Origin of the sequence: Nonomuraea sp. NPDC049646 (assembly GCF_044465525.1) — a bacterium.
Lineage (GTDB): Bacteria > Actinomycetota > Actinomycetes > Streptosporangiales > Streptosporangiaceae > Nonomuraea.
The window spans coordinates 448,605-464,240 of sequence record NZ_JBITLU010000003.1 but is presented as its reverse complement, the minus strand read 5'-3'; the positions used below and the strand labels follow the sequence as shown (position 1 = coordinate 464,240).

Sequence of the window (15,636 nt, the reverse complement as noted above, 5' to 3'; positions counted from 1 at the left end):
GCATGCTGCTGGCCCCCGGAGTGCACGCCGTCGTCACCGACCGCCACGGAGGGGTCAGCGCCCCGCCGTACGGCTCGCGCAACCTCGGCGGCATGGTCGGCGACGACCCGGCGGCCGTACGGGCCAACCGCGAGGGCCTGGCGGCCGAGCTGGGCGTGCGTGCCGTCGTCTACATGCGCCAGGTCCACAGCGCCGACGTCGCCTACGTGAGCGAGCCGTTCGGCGACGACCCGCCGCCGCTCGACGGCGTGTTCACCACCGAGCCGCGCCTGGCGCTGGCCTCGCTGGGCGCCGACTGCCCGGCCGTGCTGGTGGCCGACCCCGAGGCGCGCATGGTCGGCGCCGCCCACTCCGGACGTCCCGGCACGGAGGCGGGCGTGGCCACCGTCCTGGTCGAGGCCATGGCGGCCAAGGGCGCCCGGCCGGGCCGGATGATCGCGCTGATCGGCCCCGGCGCCTGCGGCCGCTGCTACGAGGTGCCCGAGGACCTGCGCGAGCGGGTGGCCGCGAAGGTGCCGCCCACGTGGTCGACGACGTCGTGGGGGACCCCGGCGCTCGACCTGCGGGCCGGGATCGAGTCCCAGCTCAGGGCGGCGGGCGTCGCCGACGTGCGGCACGACGCGCGCTGCACCATCGAGTCCGCCGAGCTCTACTCCCACCGCCGCGAGCAGCCCGGCGGCCGCTTCGCCGGTCTCATCTGGCTGACCTGACCCGGAAGCCCGCCCCCGGAGGGGCTACTTCTCGCGGGAGCCGTTGAAGACGACGTTCACGATGATGATCCCGACCCAGATCGGGATCAGCGCCATCGCCCGCCCGCCGCCCACGAAGGCGAGCGCGACCGTGGACAGCGTGCCCAGGGAGAGCGAGACGATCGCCAGGGCCAGTCGCTGGCCGTCCGACCCCCTGGCGGGCGCCTTGGCGCGTGGGGCCGCGCCGGCCAGGCGCTCGTCGACCCGCCGGTCGACCTCCTGGCCCACCTTGTCGAGGAACGACTCCACCAGCGCGTCCTCGAAGTCGGGGCCGAGGTCGCGCCGCGCGGACACGGCCGCCTTGAGCTCATCACCGGTGGTCATAAGGGAGAGACTAGACCGCTTTGCCCCCTAACGGGCGAGGATGTCGTCGAGGTCGTAGCTGACCGGCCGTTCCAGCTGCTCGTACGTGCACGACTCGGGCGTTCGGTCGGGCCGCCAGCGCCGGAAGTGCGCCGTGTGCCGGAACCGGTCGCCCTCCATCTGGTCATAGGCCACCTCGATCACCAGCTCGGGCCGGAGCGGGATGAACGACAGGTCCTTCTTGGCGTTCCACCGCGACACCGCGCCCGGCACCCGCTGCCCGCCGGTCGCGGGCCCCGCCGCCGGCTGCCCGGCGTTGGCCGTGGCCTGCTCGGCCCAGTGGCCCCACGGGTGCTCGCTCAGCTCCGCCAGGTACGGCTTGAGCTCCTCCACCAGCTCGGCCCTGCGCGCCATGGGGAAGGAGGCCGCCACGCCCACGTGATGCAGCCGGCCGTCGTCGCCGTAGAGGCCGAGCAGCAGCGAGCCGACGATGGGCCCGGTCTTGTGCTCGCGGTAGCCGCAGATCACCACGTCGGCCGTGCGCTCGTGCTTGACCTTGAACATCGTGCGCTTGTCGGGCACGTACGGCTGGTCGCCCGGCTTGACGATGATGCCGTCGAGGCCCGCCCCCTCGAAGGCGTCGAACCATTCGCGCGCCTGCTCGTCGGCGGTGGTGACCGGTGTGAGCCGGACGGACCCGCCCTTGTGCGGGAACAGCTCCTCCAGCCGCCGCCGCCGCTCGGAGAACGGCTCCTCCATCAGCGACTCGTCGCCCACGGCCAGCAGGTCGAAGGCGATGAACTGGGCCGGCGTCTGCTCCGACAGCAGCTTGACCCGCGAGGCGGCCGGATGGATGCGCTGCTGGAGGGCGTCGAAGTCGAGCTGCGCCCCCCGGGGCAGCACGATCTCGCCGTCGATCACCACCTTGCCGGGCAGCTCGGCCTTGACCGCCTCGACCAGCTCGGGGAAGTAGCGGGTGAACGGGCGCTCGTTGCGGCTGCCGAGGTAGACCTCGTCGCCGTCCCTGAACACGATGCAGCGGAAGCCGTCCCACTTGGGCTCGTAGAACAGGGTGCCGTCCTGCTTGGGCATGGCCTTGACCGGCTTGGCCAGCATCGGCGGCACGGGCGGCCGGACCGGGAGGTTGGGCACCGGCTCCGGCTCTTCGACGGGCTGCTCGGTCATGGGCTCTGCTCCCTCGTGTATCTGCAGAAGAGGACCCCCTCCTCTTCCAGGACCTGGCGGAGGTCAAGCGGGACCTGCGCGGCCACGCCGTTCAGTATGCGGGCCGCGCCGCCCGCGACCAGCATGGGACTCACCGACAGGCACAACTCGTCGATCAGGTCGTCGGCCGACAGCTGCGCGTTGATGCGCGGGCCGCCCTCGCACAGGACGCGGGTCAGGCCGCGCTCGTGCAGCTCGCGCACGGCCAGCCGCATGTCGACGCCGTCGTCGCCGGCGATGATCAGATCGGACCGCCGGCCGGCCAGCTTGCGGCGCTCGGCGGGCGCGGACTCGCAGGTGATCACGATCGTCGGGTTGGTCGCGTCGGTGAACAGCTCGCCGTCGAGGTCGAGGTCGAGGCTGCGGGTGATCACCGCGATCGGCGGCACGTCGGGACGCCCGGCCCGGATCGACGACCAGGACGCGCGCGGCTTGACCGGGCCGTAGCCCTCGGTGCGGACGGTCGCCGCCCCCGCGACGATCACGTCGGACAAGCCGCGCAGGATGCCGAAGATGCGCTTGTCGCCCCTGCTCGACAGCCCGCCCGAGCGCCCCTGCAGCCACGCCGCGCCATCGGCGCTGGACACCATGTTGAGCCGCAGCCAGGGCCGCCCCTCGGGGTAGGCGTACGCCTGCGGGATGTCCGGATTGTCTTGAAAGTCGGGATAGATGCGCCGCACTCCTCTACCTTGGCACACCCCACCGACAAACCGTCCCCGGGGGTTTTGCGGCTGACAGCACTTTTGAGTAACTGAAGGACGAAAGGCCCGGAGTCTGCATACGGTGACGGCAGGGACTCGCCGGGAGGTGACATGGGCCTGCTCACCGCCGTCACATGGACGATCGCCGCACTGATCGGCGTCTACCTGCTCTACCGCTGGCTCTCGGCCGGCGGCCTGCGCCGGCAGGAGGCCAAGGTCACCCGCTTCCCGGTGACGCTGCTGCTGTCCCATCCGGCGCTCGCGGCCGCGTCGCTGGCCTGCTGGGTGGCCTACCTGCTGACCGGCCGCGCCCCGCTGGCCTGGATCGCCTTGTGCGGGCTCACCGTGGCCGCGCTGCTGGGCTTCACGATGTTCACCCGCTGGCTCGGCGGCGGACGCCACCAGCGCCGGGCCACCGGCTTCCCGGTGCTCGCCGTGGTCCTGCACGGCGTGGCCGGGGTGACCACGTTCGCGCTGCTCCTCGTCACGGCCGGCATCGCCCGCGTCTTCTGACGGCCCGCCGGGTCGATGCCGCCAGGTGGTCGGCGGAGCTAGGGCGTCTGCGGCTCCCTGGGCAGCCGCAGCACCTGGAAGGACCGGCCGGTCACCGCCACCAGGTCGCCCGCCCGCCACCGCTCGTCGCCGAACGCCTCCTCCACCACGTCGTGACAGGTGTCGAGCACCGGCAGCCACTCGGCACCGAACTCCGGCCCCGGCAGCGTGAACGACAGGTTCTCGTGGTGGGCGTTGATGAGCAGGAGGAAGGAGTCGTCCACGATCCGCTCGCCGCGCGGGCCGGGCTCGGTGATGGCCTCGCCGTTGAGGTAGACCATCAGCGACTTGGCGTAGCCGGTGTGCCAGTCGCCGGCCGTCATCTCCTTGCCGCCCGGGGTCAGCCAGACCAGGTCGCGCTTGCCGTTCTCGGGATGGCGGCCGTGGAAGAAGCGGCGGCGCTGGAAGACCGGGTGCTCGCGGCGCAGCTTCGACAACGCCTTGACGAACTCCAGCAGGTCGGACTCGGCGTGCAGCATCGACCAGTCGATCCAGGCCAGCTCGTTGTCCTGGCAGTAGGCGTTGTTGTTGCCCCGCTGGGTGCGGCCGATCTCGTCGCCGTGGGAGAGCATCGGCACGCCCTGCGACAGGAACAGCGTGGTCAGGAAGTTGCGGCGCTGGCGGCGGCGCAGGGCGACGATGTGCGGGTCCTCCACCGGGCCCTCGGCGCCGCAGTTCCAGGAGCGGTTGTCGTTGGTGCCGTCGCGGTTCTCCTCGGCGTTGGCCTCGTTGTGCTTGTGGTCGTAGGAGACCAGGTCGGTGAGGGTGAAGCCGTCGTGGCAGGTGACGAAGTTGATCGAGGCCACCGGGCGGCGGCCGGAGGACTCGTACAGGTCGGCCGAGCCGGTCAGGCGGGAGGCGAACTCGGGCAGCGCGGAGTTGGTGCCCCGCCAGAAGTCGCGCACGGTGTCGCGGTACTTGCCGTTCCACTCCGTCCAGAGCGGCGGGAAGTTGCCGACCTGGTAGCCGCCCGGCCCGACGTCCCAGGGCTCGGCGATCAGCTTCACCTGCGAGATCACCGGGTCCTGCTGGATGAGGTCGAAGAACGCGCTCAGCCGGTCGACGTCGTGCAGCTCCCTGGCCAGGGCCGAGGCCAGGTCGAAGCGGAAGCCGTCGACGTGCATCTCCAGCACCCAGTAGCGCAGCGAGTCCATGATGAGCTGCAGCGCGTGCGGCGAGCGCACGTTGAGCGAGTTGCCGCACCCGGTGTAGTCGAGGTAGTAACGCCGGTCGCCGTCGTGCAGGCGGTAGTAGTTGACGTTGTCGATGCCCCGGAAGCCCAGCGTGGGGCCCATGTGGTCGCCCTCGGCGGTGTGGTTGTAGACCACGTCGAGGATGACCTCGATGCCCGCCTCGTGCAGCGCCCGCACCATCGCCTTGAACTCCAGCACCTGCTGGCCGCGGGTGCCCGAGCCGGAGTAGCGGCCGTGGGGGGCCAGGTAGGCCATCGTGTTGTAGCCCCAGTAGTTGGTCAGCCCCCGGGCCACCAGGAAGTGCTCGGGCACGTAGTGGTGCACCGGCATGAGCTCGACCGCCGTCACCCCGATGGACAGCAGGTGCTCGATGATCGCCGGGTGCCCGACCCCCGCGTACGTGCCGCGCAGGTCCTGGGGCACGCCCGGGTGGCGCATGGTCAGCCCCCGCACGTGCGCCTCGTAGATCACGGTCTCGTGGTACGGGATGTGCGGCGGCCGGTCGTTGCCCCACTCGAAGAACGGGTTGATCACCACGTTCTTCGGCATGTACGGGGCGCTGTCCTCCCTGTTGCGCACCGACGGATCGGTGAAGTAGTAGGGGAACAGCGCCTCGTTCCAGGTCAGCTCGCCGTCGATGGCCTTGGCGTAGGGGTCGAGCAGCAGCTTGGAGGGGTCGCAGCGACGCCCCTGCGACGGCTCGTACGGCCCGTGGACGCGGTAGCCGTACCGCTGGCCCGGCTGGATCCCCGGCAGGTAGCCGTGCCAGACGAAGCCGTCGACCTCCGGGAGTGGCACCCGCTCCTCGCTGCCGTCGTCGTGAAAAAGGCACAGCTCGACCCGCTCGGCGACCTCGGAGAACACGGCAAAGCTGGTGCCGACGCCGTCCCAGGTGCCGCCGAGTGGATAGGGTTCGCCCGGCCAGACCTCGCGCATGTGACCCAATTGTCGCACGCGAAAGCGTTCCTGTTAGAGGAGTTCGGCTTTCAGGGTGATCGTGGTGCCCGCCAACGCCTTGCTGACCGGGCAGTTCGCCTTGGCGGTCGCGGCGGCCTCCTGGAACTGCTCGGCCGAGATGCCCGGAACGCGCCCCTGCACGGTGAGCACGATGCCCGTGATGCCCTCGCCCGGCTGGAACGTCACGTCGGCGCTCGTGCGCAGCGACTCCGGCGGCGTGCCCGCCCCGGCCAGGCCGTGGGACAGGGCCATGGCGAAGCAGGAGGAGTGGGCGGCGGCGATGAGCTCCTCGGGGGAGGTGCGGCCGCCCGCGGCCTCGGCCCTGGAGGGCCAGGAGACCTCGAACGTGCCCACGCCCGAGGTGTCGAGCGAGACGGTGCCCGAGCCGTCGAGCAGGGCGCCCTTCCATTGCGTGGTGGCGGTGCGGGTGGTGGCCATGGCGGGTGATCCCTCCGGTCGTCGTCCGTTCGACACTATCGCGGGGCCGCGGAGCCGGTGGCGGGGGGCGTCCGCCTCAACATTTCCGGCGAATGGTGACATGCTCGGGTCGCGGCGCACCCGCCCGCCTTGGTCCGGACCACGGGAGTGTGGTGCCAGTGGAGGCACCGTACGACGACCGCCTGCTGCACCAGCGGGTGGTCGGCGGCGACGAGTCGGCGCTGGGGGAGGTCTACGATCGGCTGTCCGCGCTGATCTTCGGGCTCTCCTTACGGGTCACCAGGGACCGCGTGATCGCCGAGGACATCACCCAGGAGGTTCTGGGAGCGCCCGCTGGCCTACGACCCCGGACGCGGCACCCTGCGCGCCTGGCTGGCCACGATCGCCCACCGCCGCGCGGTCGACCACGTACGCGCCGAGGAGCGCCGCCGGGTCTCCGCGCTCGGGCCGCGGCTGTTCGAGCGCGAGCCCGCCAGGCTGGAGGAGTCCGTGCTGGCCGCCGAGGAGGCCGAGCGCGTGCGGCAGGCGGTGACGTCGTTGCCCGACGGGCTGCGCCGGCCGGTGGAGCTGGCCTACTACGGCGGCCGGACGTACCGGCAGGTGAGCGAGGAGCTGGGCGTGCCCGAGGGCACGGCCAAGTCGCGCATCCGGCTGGCGCTGCGGCGCCTGGCCGACGCGCTGGCGGAGGAAGAAGCGTGATGGATCCTGTCGAGCGCCTGTATCTGGACGCGTTGATGGAGGACCCGGTGGTGCCGGTCCGTTCTTTGCGCCCGCAGCTCCTGGCCGGGGCCAGGGCCCGCCGCCGCCCCGCGGCGCCGACCGCCGGCTGGGCGCTGCCGTACGCCGGCCGCGTCGCCGCCATGGACGCGCTGCTGGCCTCGGCGGTGGACGACGACTGGGCGCGCGTCATCGTCGAGGGCTGGACGCTCCAGGAGCTCGTGGCCCACCTGGCCGCCAAGGACGGCCTGCTGGCCGCCTCCGTCGGCGCGCCCGTGCTCGGCCCGCCGCTGGCCGCCCTGGACGCGGCCGGCCGCACGGCGGACGTGCAGGCCTACGAGCGGGCCCGCAGCCCCGAGCAGACCAGGCGCGACTGGCGGGCCCAGGCCGACGCCCTCTGCCGCCACCTGGGCGGCCTCGACCCGGCCACGCCGGCCACGGTGGACGGCATGGAGACGGTCGTGCGCGACCACGTCCTGGCCAGGAGCCTGGAGACGTGGGTGCACGCCGCCGACGCCGCCACGATGGCCGGGGTCCGCCTGCCCGACCCCGTGCCCGAGCACATCCGCCCCACGGCCGACCTGTGCGCCCGCCTGCTGCCCTGGACGATGCTCCTGTCCGGCCTGGACGGCTCCGGCCGCACCCTGCGCCTCACCCTCACCGGCGCGGGCGGCGGCGACTGGCGGATCCCGCTCGGCGTCGCCGACACCGCCCCCGGCACGCCGGACGCCCACCTGACGGCGGACGTGGTCGCGTTCTGCTTCCTGCTGGGCGGCAGGGGCGAGCCGGACGCCTTTCCCGCCGAGCTGACGGGCGACCTCGCGCTGGCCCGCGACGTCCTGACCACGGCTCCTGCGCTTTCGGGCCCGTGAGCGGATAAGCTGTGATCGATCTGTGACCTAATATAGGGTGATAAATCGGGATCCATAGGGAATCCTTTGATCCGAAGTCCAGCAGAGGGCTTCAACTCACGTTCAAACGTGGCGTGCCTCTGCCTGGGCTTTTTCCATGGACGGGGCCGCCTTCGGGCATATGGAGCTACTCAGATGGCCGTCCTGGATATCGCACTCGACGAAATGACCGCCGAACAGCTTCTGGCTGAGATGAACAGGCCGGAAGCCTCGGACGAGCACAAGGCCCGCATCCGTGAGCGCGTCGTCACCATGTACGACTCCCTCGTCACCGAGGTCACCCGTCGCTACCGCCACCAGCGCGAGCCGATGGAGGACCTGCGCCAGGCCGCGTACGTCGGCCTGATGAAGGCCATCAACGGCTTCGACCCCGAGCTCGGCCACGAGTTCCGCGGCTACGCCATGATCACGATGGTCGGCGAGGTCAAGCGGCACTTCCGCGACCGCACCTGGGCCGTCAAGGTGCCGCGCGTCTACCAGGAGCGCCGGCTGGAGCTCAACAAGGCCACGGCCGACCTCACCCAGACGCTCGGCCACTCGCCCACCGTCGCCGAGCTCGCCGCGCACATGAACATCACCGAGGAGGACGTCCTGCTCACCCTGGACGCCTCGACCGCCTACAGCGCCCTGTCGCTGGACGCCCCCGTCGGCGGCGACAACGACGGCGCCGACCTCGGCGACTTCCTGCCCTCGCAGGACGAGTCGCTGGACACGCTGCTCGGCAAGTACTCCGTCAAGCCGCTCATCGACGCCCTGCCCTCGCGCGAGCGCAACATCCTGCTGATGCGCTTCTACGGCAACATGACCCAGTCGGAGATCGCCGCCGAGTTCGGCATCTCGCAGATGCACGTCTCCCGCATCCTGCGCGCCGTGCTGAACCAGCTCCGCACCGCCCTGTCGGACTGACCGGGTGGGCGGGCGGCCCCTGCTCCAGGGCCAGAACCCCGCGCCCCCGGCGGCCCCGCCCAGCGGGCGGCCGCCGGGGGCGACAGGCTCACTCCCCGCCGATCCCCGTGACGAGGTCTCTGGCGTAGTCGTCGTCGCTCTCCTCCAGCACCCGCCGGACGCCCTGCTCGGCCCGCTCGTCGCCGCGCGCCGCGAGCCCCCGCGCCGCCTCGGCCACCGTGCGCAGGTCGGCGTCGCCCAGCCGGTCGGCCAGCGCCTCCCGGATGCGGGGCGTGTCCGCCGACAGCCCGGCCAGCCCGGCCGTGGCCCAGTCGCGGATCTCGGCCTCCTCGTCCCGGGACATCTCGACGAGCAGCGACAGGCCCTCCTCGTGGTCGGCGGGCAGCACGTCGGCCAGCGCGATGGCGTCCGTCATCGTGCGCTTGTGGCCCGGCCGGCCGATGATGTCGAGCACGGCGGGCAGCGCGCGCGGGTCGCCCTGGTGGCCGAGCGCGGCCAGCACCGAGCGCAGCACCTGCGGGTTGCCCTCGGTGGTCACCATCTTCTGCAGCAGCGCCAGCGTGCGGTCGAGGTAGGGCTTCTCGCCGTCGGCGAACCCGAACTGGGCGATCGCGTCGACCCCGAACTCCCGCTCGCGCGCGTCCTCGCTCACGCACAGCCGGGACAGCGCCTCGTAGGTCTCGTCGTCGGCCCGCCGGCCGAGCGAGTCGGCCACGATCCACCAGGTCTCGGCGTCCTCGTCGACGTCGCGGTGGGCGACGGCCCTGGCGACGAGCTGGTCGACCGGCGTGTAGACGCCCGACGCGTCCTCCAGGAGGGTCGCCACGGCGGCGTGGCCCCGCTGGGCCTGCACCTGCTCGGTCTGCGAGCCGTCGGGGGAGCGGCCGGCCACGGTGACCAGCTCGGTGCCGTCCTTGGCGTACTGGCGGCCGACGACGTACTCCCAGCCCTCCTGGGCGATCTGGTCGAGCAGCGCCGACTCCAGGTGCACGCCCACCCAGTCGGCCGCGATGTCGAGCGGGCTGTCGCCGTCGCCGTCGAACTTCTCGTGGTCGGCGCCCGCCTCCAGCAGCGTCTGGACCACGCCCAGCGCGCCGCGTCTGGCCGCCAGCGTGAGCGGCGTGTCGCCGTCGTCGTTGGCCGCGTCGACCTCGGCCCCGGCCTCGATCAGCACGCCCGCGGTCGCGGCGTGGCCGTTGGCGGCGGCCCACAGCAGCGCCGTCCAGCCGCCGGCCTCGCGGCCGTTGACGTCGGCCCCGGCCGCCAGCAGCGCCTCGGCCACCTCGACGCGGTCCCAGGCGGCGGCCGCGCAGAGCGGCAGCCCGGCCTCCTCGCCCTCGCTGGCCTTGTTGGGGTCGGCGCCGCCGGTGAGCAGCTTGCCCACGGTCTCGGTCTCGCCGTTCAACGCCGCGCGATAGAGCTGTTCCTCATGCATGACAGGACCCTAGCGTCTTCGCAGCCCGAGGTGGCCGGAGCACGCTGAGCGGCGGCCTCGGGCCCCCGGACCCATCCAAGGGTGTACGGATGTTCCTCCCAGGGGAGGAGCCCCAACCGGCCCAAGACGCGATATGTTGCGTCTATGACAGATCCGGGTGAGGTGCGCGCGTCGGACGCCGAGCGCGAGGCCGTCGTGGAACAGCTCCGTGTCGCCTCGGTCGAGGGCAGGCTCACGCTCGCCGAGCTGACCGACCGCACCGAGGCCGCCTACACCGCGACCACGCACGCCGAGCTCGCCCTGCTCACCCAGGACCTGCCCGTGGGCGGCGGCCCCGCGCCCGCGCCCGTCCCGGCCCGCGAGGGCGGCAAGCGGCGCTGGTTCGTCGGCATCATGGGCGACACCAAGCGGCGCGGCACCTGGCGCATCGACCAGGAGCTCGGCGCGGTCGCCGTCATGGGCGACGTGCTGCTCGACCTGCGCGAGGCCGAGGTGCGCACGGACGTGGTCGACGTCACGGCGGTGTCCGTGATGGGCGACGTCAAGATCATCGTGCCCGACGGGGTGAACGTCGACCTCGACGGCGTCGCCGTGATGGGCGACAAGAAGGTCGACGTGCTGGAGGCGGCCCCCGGCATGAACGTGCCGGTGATCCGGGTGCGCGCCTACGCCGTGATGGGCGACGTCAAGGTGCTCGGCGACTCCCGCGCCCAGCCGCTCAAGCGCGGCCTGGCCGCCTGGCGGGAGCACTGGCGGGCGCTGCACGGCGACGACTGGCGCGAGATCGGCCGCCAGATGCGCGACGACGCCCGCGAGGTCGGCCGGCAGATCCGCGACGAGCACCGCGCCCTGGAGCGCGAGCGCCGCCGCGACTACCGGGATTACTGAGGCCGTGCAACGCCGCCGGGGGTCTTCGGCGTAGTCATCGGTGAACATCACCGGACAGTGAGGACCCCTCGATGCGGGATCGTGCCGACTTCGAGCGATACGTCGAGCAGCGCTCGGCCCGCCTGCTCAGGACGGCGTACCTGCTGTGCCGCGACTGGGCCACGGCGGAAGACCTGACGCAGACCGCGCTGGCCAGGGCCTGGCTGGCCTGGCGGCGGGTCGGCGCGAACCCCGACCCGTACGTCTACCGCATCCTGACCAACACGCACGCCTCCTGGTGGCGGCGGCGCTGGCGGGGCGAGGTGGCCACGGGCGAGCTCCCGGACCGCCCCCAGGACCAGGACGACACGGCCGGGCTCGGCACCCGGGACGCGCTCAGGGCCGCCCTGGCCGCGCTCCCGGCCAAGCAGCGGGCCGTGGTCGTGCTGCGGTACTTCGAGGACCTGCCCGACGAGGCCATAGCCGAGATCGTGGGCTGTTCGGTGTCCACCGTACGCAGCCAGGCCAGCCGCGCGCTGGCCAAGCTGCGGCTCGACCCCGCGGCCAGGGCCGCGGCGGAGACGGGGAGCTGACGATGACACAACAGCGACTGCGCGACCTGCGCGACCTGCTCGACGACGACAGCGCCGGCGCGCCCCCGGGCGGGGTGCGGCTGGCCGACGTGGACGCCCGCGTCCGCCGCATCCGGCGGCGCAGGGGCCGGGCGGCGGCCTCGGTGGCGGCGGCGGCCCTGACGGTCACGGCCGTCACGGTGCTCACCGTGGACGCCCGGCCCGTCCCCGCGCCCGCCGCCGGGGACGTGTGGGCCGGCGCCCTGGCCCAGCCCGCGCCGGCGCGCGCCCAGCCCCGGCCGCCGCTCTTCCACGGCTACACCCAGGGAGGCAGGCGGGAGACGTTCACCTTCGAGTCGAAGGCCCAGAAGCTGTCCCTGGCCCTCACCTGCCCGCCCGGCGGCTACGGGCTGGTCTGGCTCAACGGCGACCTGGTCGCCTCCGGCGCGTGCGGGCCCACGGTCCGGCAGGATCCCGGCTGGTTCGGCGACGCCCAGGCCCGCGACGGCGTGAACGAGGTGAGCGCCGCCGTGGTGAAGGCCACGGCCGCGGGCACCGGCACGATGACCGCCGAGCGCGCCGACGAGCTGCTGGCCTGGACCGCCTCCTACCCCGCCGAGTGGCGGCTGACGCTGGTGGACGCCCGCACCCGGTCATGCCGGCCCGACCTGGTCAGGGTCGATGCGAGGACCGGCGAGATCACGGCCCGGTGCTGAGGGCTCAGCCGGCCACGGGCAGGCGCTCGCGCAGCGCCGTCTCGTACCGCTCCAGCAGCACGTCCACCAGCTCGGGCGCCGGGCCGAGGACGTCGGCGCAGACGGCCGGGGCGGTGGCCCGGCGGATCCGGTCGGCGAAGAAGCCGGGAGCCAGCAGGTAGGGGGCGACGGCCACCCGGGGCGCGCCCGCGGCCCGCAGCCGCGCGACGGCCTCCCCGGGCGTCGGGCCGGCGGCCGAGGCGTAGGCCGCGGTCACCGTCCACCAGCCGGCGCGCCGCCAGGCGCGGGCCATGCCGGCGATCACCTCGTTGGCCCTGGCGTCGCTCGACCCGGCCGAGACCAGCACGACCGCCGTCTCCGGGTCGCCGGCCGGCACGCCCGCCTCCGCCAGCCGCCGCTCCAGCGCCGGCAGCAGCAGCGGGTGCGGCCCGAGCGTCGTGCCGTAGCGGACCCGCAGGCGCGGATCGCGCGCGCGGGCGTCGTTGAGCGCGGCCGGCAGGTCGACCCGGCTGTGGTAGGCCTCGGTGAGCAGCAGCGGCAGCACCACGGCCTCGCCCAGCCCGTCGAGCGCCTGGCCCAGCGTGGGCGCGCAGTGGTCGAGGTAGGCCACCCGCACCGGCACGTCGGGACGCGCCAGGCGCACCCGCTCCAGCAGCGCGGCCACGGTGGCGGCGGCACGCGGGTCGCGCGACCCGTGCGCCACCGCCACCAGTGGCACGCGCCCGGGGGCCGGCCCGCCTGCCAACGGGACGCGGCCCCTGCCGGGGATCACAGGTGAATGCCGCATTCGACCTTCCCCAGCCCCGCCCAGCGGCCGCTGCGCGGGTCCTCGCCCTCGGCGACCTGGCGCGTGCACGGCGCGCAGCCGATCGAGGGGTAGTTGTCGTAGTGCAGGGGGTTGATCAGCACGCCGTTGTCGGCGATGTAGTTGTCGACCTCCTCCTGCGTCCAGGCGGCGATCGGGTTGACCTTCACCATCTGGCGCTTGGCGTCCCACTCGACGACCTTGGTGTCCGTACGGCTGGACGACTCGTCCCGGCGGATGCCGGAGATCCACGCCAGGTACGGCTCCAGCGCCCGGTTGAGCGGCTCGACCTTGCGCAGGTAGCAGCACAGGTCGGGGTTGCGGCCGAACAGGCGCGGCCCGAGGTCGCGATCCTGCTCCTGGACCGTCCTGGACGGCTTGATGTCGATCACGTTGACGTCATAGACCTGCCGCACGGCGTCACGGGTGCCGATCGTCTCGGCGAAGTGGTAGCCGGTGTCGATGAACAGCACGTCCACGCCCGGTTTGACGCGGCTCACCAGGTCGATGAGCAAGGCGTCGCTCATGGAGGACGTCAGGCACAACCGGTCGCCGAACGTCGCCGCGGCCCACCGGATGATCTCCCGGGCCGGGGCGCCCTCAAGGAACGTGGCGGCGGACTCGACGATGTCCTGCAGGTCGAGCGTGCCACGCTGATCTCGCAAACCCACCTCGATGTCGACGAGCGTCATATCTTCACTCCGATCCCGAGAAACTTCAGCTTGAAGGCGCGGGCGCAGGCGCGGCAGTACCAGCCGCCGTCCCCCTCGTAGGGCTCCAGGTCCTCGTCACCGCAGTACGGGCAGTGGAAGGGGACCGCTCGCGTAGTCATTTCAGGTCCGCCTCGTCCGCGCGCTGCACCCAGTCGGCGAAGGACTCGCCCTCCTTCTTCTGGGCGTCGTAGTTGCTCACCACGCGCTCGACGTAGTCGGGCAGGGCCTTGGCGGTGGTCTTCAGGCCGCGCACCTTGCGGCCGAAGCCGGAGTTCACGCCGAGCGAGCCGCCCAGGTGGATCTGGTAGCCCTCGACCTGGTCGCCGTTCTCGTCCACGACGAGCTGGCCCTTCAGGCCGATGTCGGCGACCTGGATGCGGGCGCAGGAATTGGGGCAGCCGTTGACGTTGATGGTGAGCGGCTGCTCGAAGTCGGGCAGCCGCCGCTCCAGCTCGTCGATCAGGTGCGCGGCGGTGGCCTTGGTCTCGACGATGGCGAGCTTGCAGTACTCGATGCCGGTGCAGGCCATCGTCTGGCGGCGGAACGTGGAGGGGTTGACCTGGAGGTCGTTGGCCTCCAGCTCGGCCACGATGGACTCCACCCGGTCGGGCGCGACGTCGAGGACGACCATCTTCTGCTCGACGGTGGTGCGCACCCGGCCGGAGCCGTGCCGCTCGGCGATGTCGGCGATCAGGTTGAGCTTGTCGCCGTCGAGGCGGCCCACCTTGGGCGCGAAGCCCACGTAGAAGTTGCCGTCCTTCTGCGGGTACACGCCCACGTGGTCGCGGCGGCTGCCGCGCGGCAGGGCGGGCGCCGGGCCGTCGGGCAGGCTCTCCTTGACGTACTCGGTCTCCAGCACCTCGCGGAACTTCTCCACGCCCCAGTCGTTGACCAGGAACTTCAGCCGGGCCCTGTGCCGCAGCCGCCGGTAGCCGTAGTCGCGGAAGATGCCGATCACGCCCGCGTACACGTCGTCGACGCGGTCGGGGCTGACGAAGACGCCGAGGCGCTTGGCCAGCATCGGGTTGGTGGACAGGCCGCCGCCGACCCACAGGTCGTAGCCCGCCTCGCCGTGCTCGTTGACGACGCCGACGAAGGCGACGTCGTTGATCTCGTGCACCGTGCAGTGGGCCGGGCAGCCGCTCAGCGCGCTCTTGAACTTGCGCGGCAGGTTGGAGTACTCGGGGTTGCCGATGAACTGCCGGTTGATCGCCTGGATGTCGTCGGTGGCGTCGAGCACCTCCTCGGCGTCGATGCCGGCCAGCGGGCAGCCCAGGATCACCCGCGGGGTGTCGCCGCACGCCTCGGTGGTGGACAGGCCGACGGCCTCCAGGCGCTCCCAGATGTCGGGCACCGACTCGATCTCGATCCAGTGGAGCTGGATGTTCTGCCGGTCGGTGAGGTCGGCCGTGCCGCGCGCGTACTCGTTGGCGATGTCGGCGATCGTGCGGAGCTGGCGCAGGTCGAGCTGGCCGCCGTCGATGCGCACGCGAAGCATGAAGTAGCGGTCGTCGAGCTCCTCCGGCTCCAGGACCGCGGTCTTGCCGCCGTCGATGCCGGGCTTGCGCTGGGTGTAGAGGCCGTACCAGCGCATCCGGCCGCGCAGGTCGGCGGGGTCGATCGAGTCGAAGCCGCGCTTGGCGTAGACGTCGATGATGCGCTGGCGGACGTTGAGGCCGTCGTCGTTCTTCTTGTTCTCTTCGTTCTTGTTCAGCGGTTCCCGGTAACCGAGGGCCCATTGGCCCTCGCCGCGCGGGCGCTTGTGATGCCGGCTGGCAGGGGTGCTCATTGCGCGTCCTTCGTTTTGTGGGCGCGCGCAGCGTTCCTCCTGCCTCGTCGTCGAGTGCAGGGGTTCAGGTGGGTGCGACGCGCTCTGC

Annotated in this window: 17 protein-coding genes and 1 pseudogene; 8 read left to right on the top strand and 10 right to left on the bottom strand. The window is 72.4% G+C overall.

Translation table 11 applies throughout. The features are described from left to right. Nucleotides 1-2: 2 nt before the first annotated feature. Entirely contained in the window at nt 3-710 is a 708-nt protein-coding gene (gene pgeF / locus ACIBQ8_RS11185) for a peptidoglycan editing factor PgeF (protein ID WP_397191831.1), read from the top strand. 24 nt (nt 711-734) lie between these two features. Here the strand turns inward: pgeF and ACIBQ8_RS11180 are convergent, their stop codons facing one another. From ACIBQ8_RS11180 to ACIBQ8_RS11170, 3 genes are read right to left on the bottom strand one after another with little or no spacing between them, the layout of a single operon-like run. Beyond that, nucleotides 735-1,073 carry a hypothetical protein gene (locus tag ACIBQ8_RS11180; RefSeq protein WP_397176327.1) on the bottom strand — a complete coding sequence of 113 codons (339 nt, stop codon included), beginning with the start codon at nt 1,071-1,073 and terminating at the stop codon, nt 735-737. Nucleotides 1,074-1,100: 27 nt separating this feature from the next. Then, nucleotides 1,101-2,237: an ATP-dependent DNA ligase gene (locus tag ACIBQ8_RS11175; RefSeq protein ID WP_397176325.1), complete on the bottom strand. Its 1,137-nt coding sequence runs from the start codon at nt 2,235-2,237 to the stop codon at nt 1,101-1,103. Next, nucleotides 2,234-2,956 carry a pyrimidine reductase family protein gene (locus ACIBQ8_RS11170; RefSeq protein ID WP_397176323.1) on the bottom strand — a complete coding sequence of 241 codons (723 nt, stop codon included), beginning with the start codon at nt 2,954-2,956 and terminating at the stop codon, nt 2,234-2,236. Before ACIBQ8_RS11170 ends, ACIBQ8_RS11175 begins: the two co-directional genes overlap by 4 nt. 132 nt (nt 2,957-3,088) lie before the next feature. Between ACIBQ8_RS11170 and ACIBQ8_RS11165 the strand changes: the two genes are divergently transcribed. Next, nucleotides 3,089-3,490, top strand: a complete 402-nt coding sequence (locus ACIBQ8_RS11165) for a hypothetical protein (protein ID WP_397176321.1) — start codon at nt 3,089-3,091, stop codon at nt 3,488-3,490. A 38-nt stretch (nt 3,491-3,528) separates the two neighbouring features. Here ACIBQ8_RS11165 and glgX read toward each other — a convergent pair whose 3' ends face one another. Beyond that, on the bottom strand, nt 3,529-5,658 hold the full coding sequence (glgX, locus tag ACIBQ8_RS11160) for a glycogen debranching protein GlgX (protein ID WP_397176319.1): 2,130 nt from the start codon (nt 5,656-5,658) through the stop codon (nt 3,529-3,531). A 33-nt stretch (nt 5,659-5,691) separates the two neighbouring features. Continuing rightward, on the bottom strand, nt 5,692-6,117 hold the full coding sequence (locus ACIBQ8_RS11155; protein ID WP_397176317.1) for an OsmC family protein: 426 nt from the start codon (nt 6,115-6,117) through the stop codon (nt 5,692-5,694). Nucleotides 6,118-6,444: 327 nt separating this feature from the next. Here ACIBQ8_RS11155 and ACIBQ8_RS11150 point away from each other — a divergent pair. From ACIBQ8_RS11150 to ACIBQ8_RS11140, 3 genes and pseudogenes are all read left to right on the top strand, one after another. Then, nucleotides 6,445-6,816 (top strand): annotated as a pseudogene (locus ACIBQ8_RS11150) (sigma-70 family RNA polymerase sigma factor); the annotation flags it as partial. Continuing rightward, nucleotides 6,816-7,706, top strand: coding sequence for a maleylpyruvate isomerase family mycothiol-dependent enzyme (locus ACIBQ8_RS11145; RefSeq protein WP_397176314.1), 891 nt, complete (start codon nt 6,816-6,818; stop codon nt 7,704-7,706). The pseudogene ACIBQ8_RS11150 and the gene ACIBQ8_RS11145, both read left to right, overlap by 1 nt. A gap of 174 nt (nt 7,707-7,880) precedes the next feature. Beyond that, a complete protein-coding gene (locus ACIBQ8_RS11140; protein WP_387664106.1) occupies nt 7,881-8,651 on the top strand; it encodes a SigB/SigF/SigG family RNA polymerase sigma factor in 771 nt (256 codons plus the stop codon). Nucleotides 8,652-8,739: 88 nt separating this feature from the next. Here ACIBQ8_RS11140 and ACIBQ8_RS11135 read toward each other — a convergent pair whose 3' ends face one another. Next, nucleotides 8,740-10,086, bottom strand: a complete 1,347-nt coding sequence (locus ACIBQ8_RS11135; protein WP_397191830.1) for an ankyrin repeat domain-containing protein — start codon at nt 10,084-10,086, stop codon at nt 8,740-8,742. Between the two features lie 144 nt (nt 10,087-10,230). Between ACIBQ8_RS11135 and ACIBQ8_RS11130 the strand changes: the two genes are divergently transcribed. The 3 genes from ACIBQ8_RS11130 to ACIBQ8_RS11120 all read left to right on the top strand — a co-directional run bounded on the left by ACIBQ8_RS11130 (nt 10,231) and on the right by ACIBQ8_RS11120 (nt 12,241). Then, the gene (locus ACIBQ8_RS11130) at nt 10,231-10,974 is read left to right on the top strand and encodes a DUF1707 domain-containing protein (RefSeq protein WP_397176309.1); all 744 of its coding nucleotides are present in this window, start codon (nt 10,231-10,233) and stop codon (nt 10,972-10,974) included. Nucleotides 10,975-11,045: 71 nt separating this feature from the next. Next, entirely contained in the window at nt 11,046-11,546 is a 501-nt protein-coding gene (locus ACIBQ8_RS11125) for a SigE family RNA polymerase sigma factor (RefSeq protein WP_397191829.1), read from the top strand. A gap of 2 nt (nt 11,547-11,548) precedes the next feature. After that, the gene (locus tag ACIBQ8_RS11120; RefSeq protein ID WP_397176306.1) at nt 11,549-12,241 is read left to right on the top strand and encodes a hypothetical protein; all 693 of its coding nucleotides are present in this window, start codon (nt 11,549-11,551) and stop codon (nt 12,239-12,241) included. A 4-nt stretch (nt 12,242-12,245) separates the two neighbouring features. Here the strand turns inward: ACIBQ8_RS11120 and ACIBQ8_RS11115 are convergent, their stop codons facing one another. Genes ACIBQ8_RS11115 through ACIBQ8_RS11100 form a run of 4 tightly spaced genes read right to left on the bottom strand, consistent with a single transcriptional unit; the run spans nt 12,246 to nt 15,548 of the window. After that, nucleotides 12,246-12,950 (bottom strand): sirohydrochlorin chelatase, encoded by a 705-nt coding sequence (locus tag ACIBQ8_RS11115; RefSeq protein WP_397191962.1) that lies wholly within the window; start codon nt 12,948-12,950, stop codon nt 12,246-12,248. A 59-nt stretch (nt 12,951-13,009) separates the two neighbouring features. Then, the gene (locus tag ACIBQ8_RS11110) at nt 13,010-13,738 is read right to left on the bottom strand and encodes a phosphoadenylyl-sulfate reductase (protein ID WP_397176304.1); all 729 of its coding nucleotides are present in this window, start codon (nt 13,736-13,738) and stop codon (nt 13,010-13,012) included. Beyond that, nucleotides 13,735-13,878 (bottom strand): Insertion element protein, encoded by a 144-nt coding sequence (locus ACIBQ8_RS11105; RefSeq protein WP_103955276.1) that lies wholly within the window; start codon nt 13,876-13,878, stop codon nt 13,735-13,737. Before ACIBQ8_RS11105 ends, ACIBQ8_RS11110 begins: the two co-directional genes overlap by 4 nt. Beyond that, nucleotides 13,875-15,548 carry a nitrite/sulfite reductase gene (locus ACIBQ8_RS11100; RefSeq protein ID WP_397176302.1) on the bottom strand — a complete coding sequence of 558 codons (1,674 nt, stop codon included), beginning with the start codon at nt 15,546-15,548 and terminating at the stop codon, nt 13,875-13,877. Before ACIBQ8_RS11100 ends, ACIBQ8_RS11105 begins: the two co-directional genes overlap by 4 nt. Between the last annotated feature and the right edge of the window lie 88 nt (nt 15,549-15,636).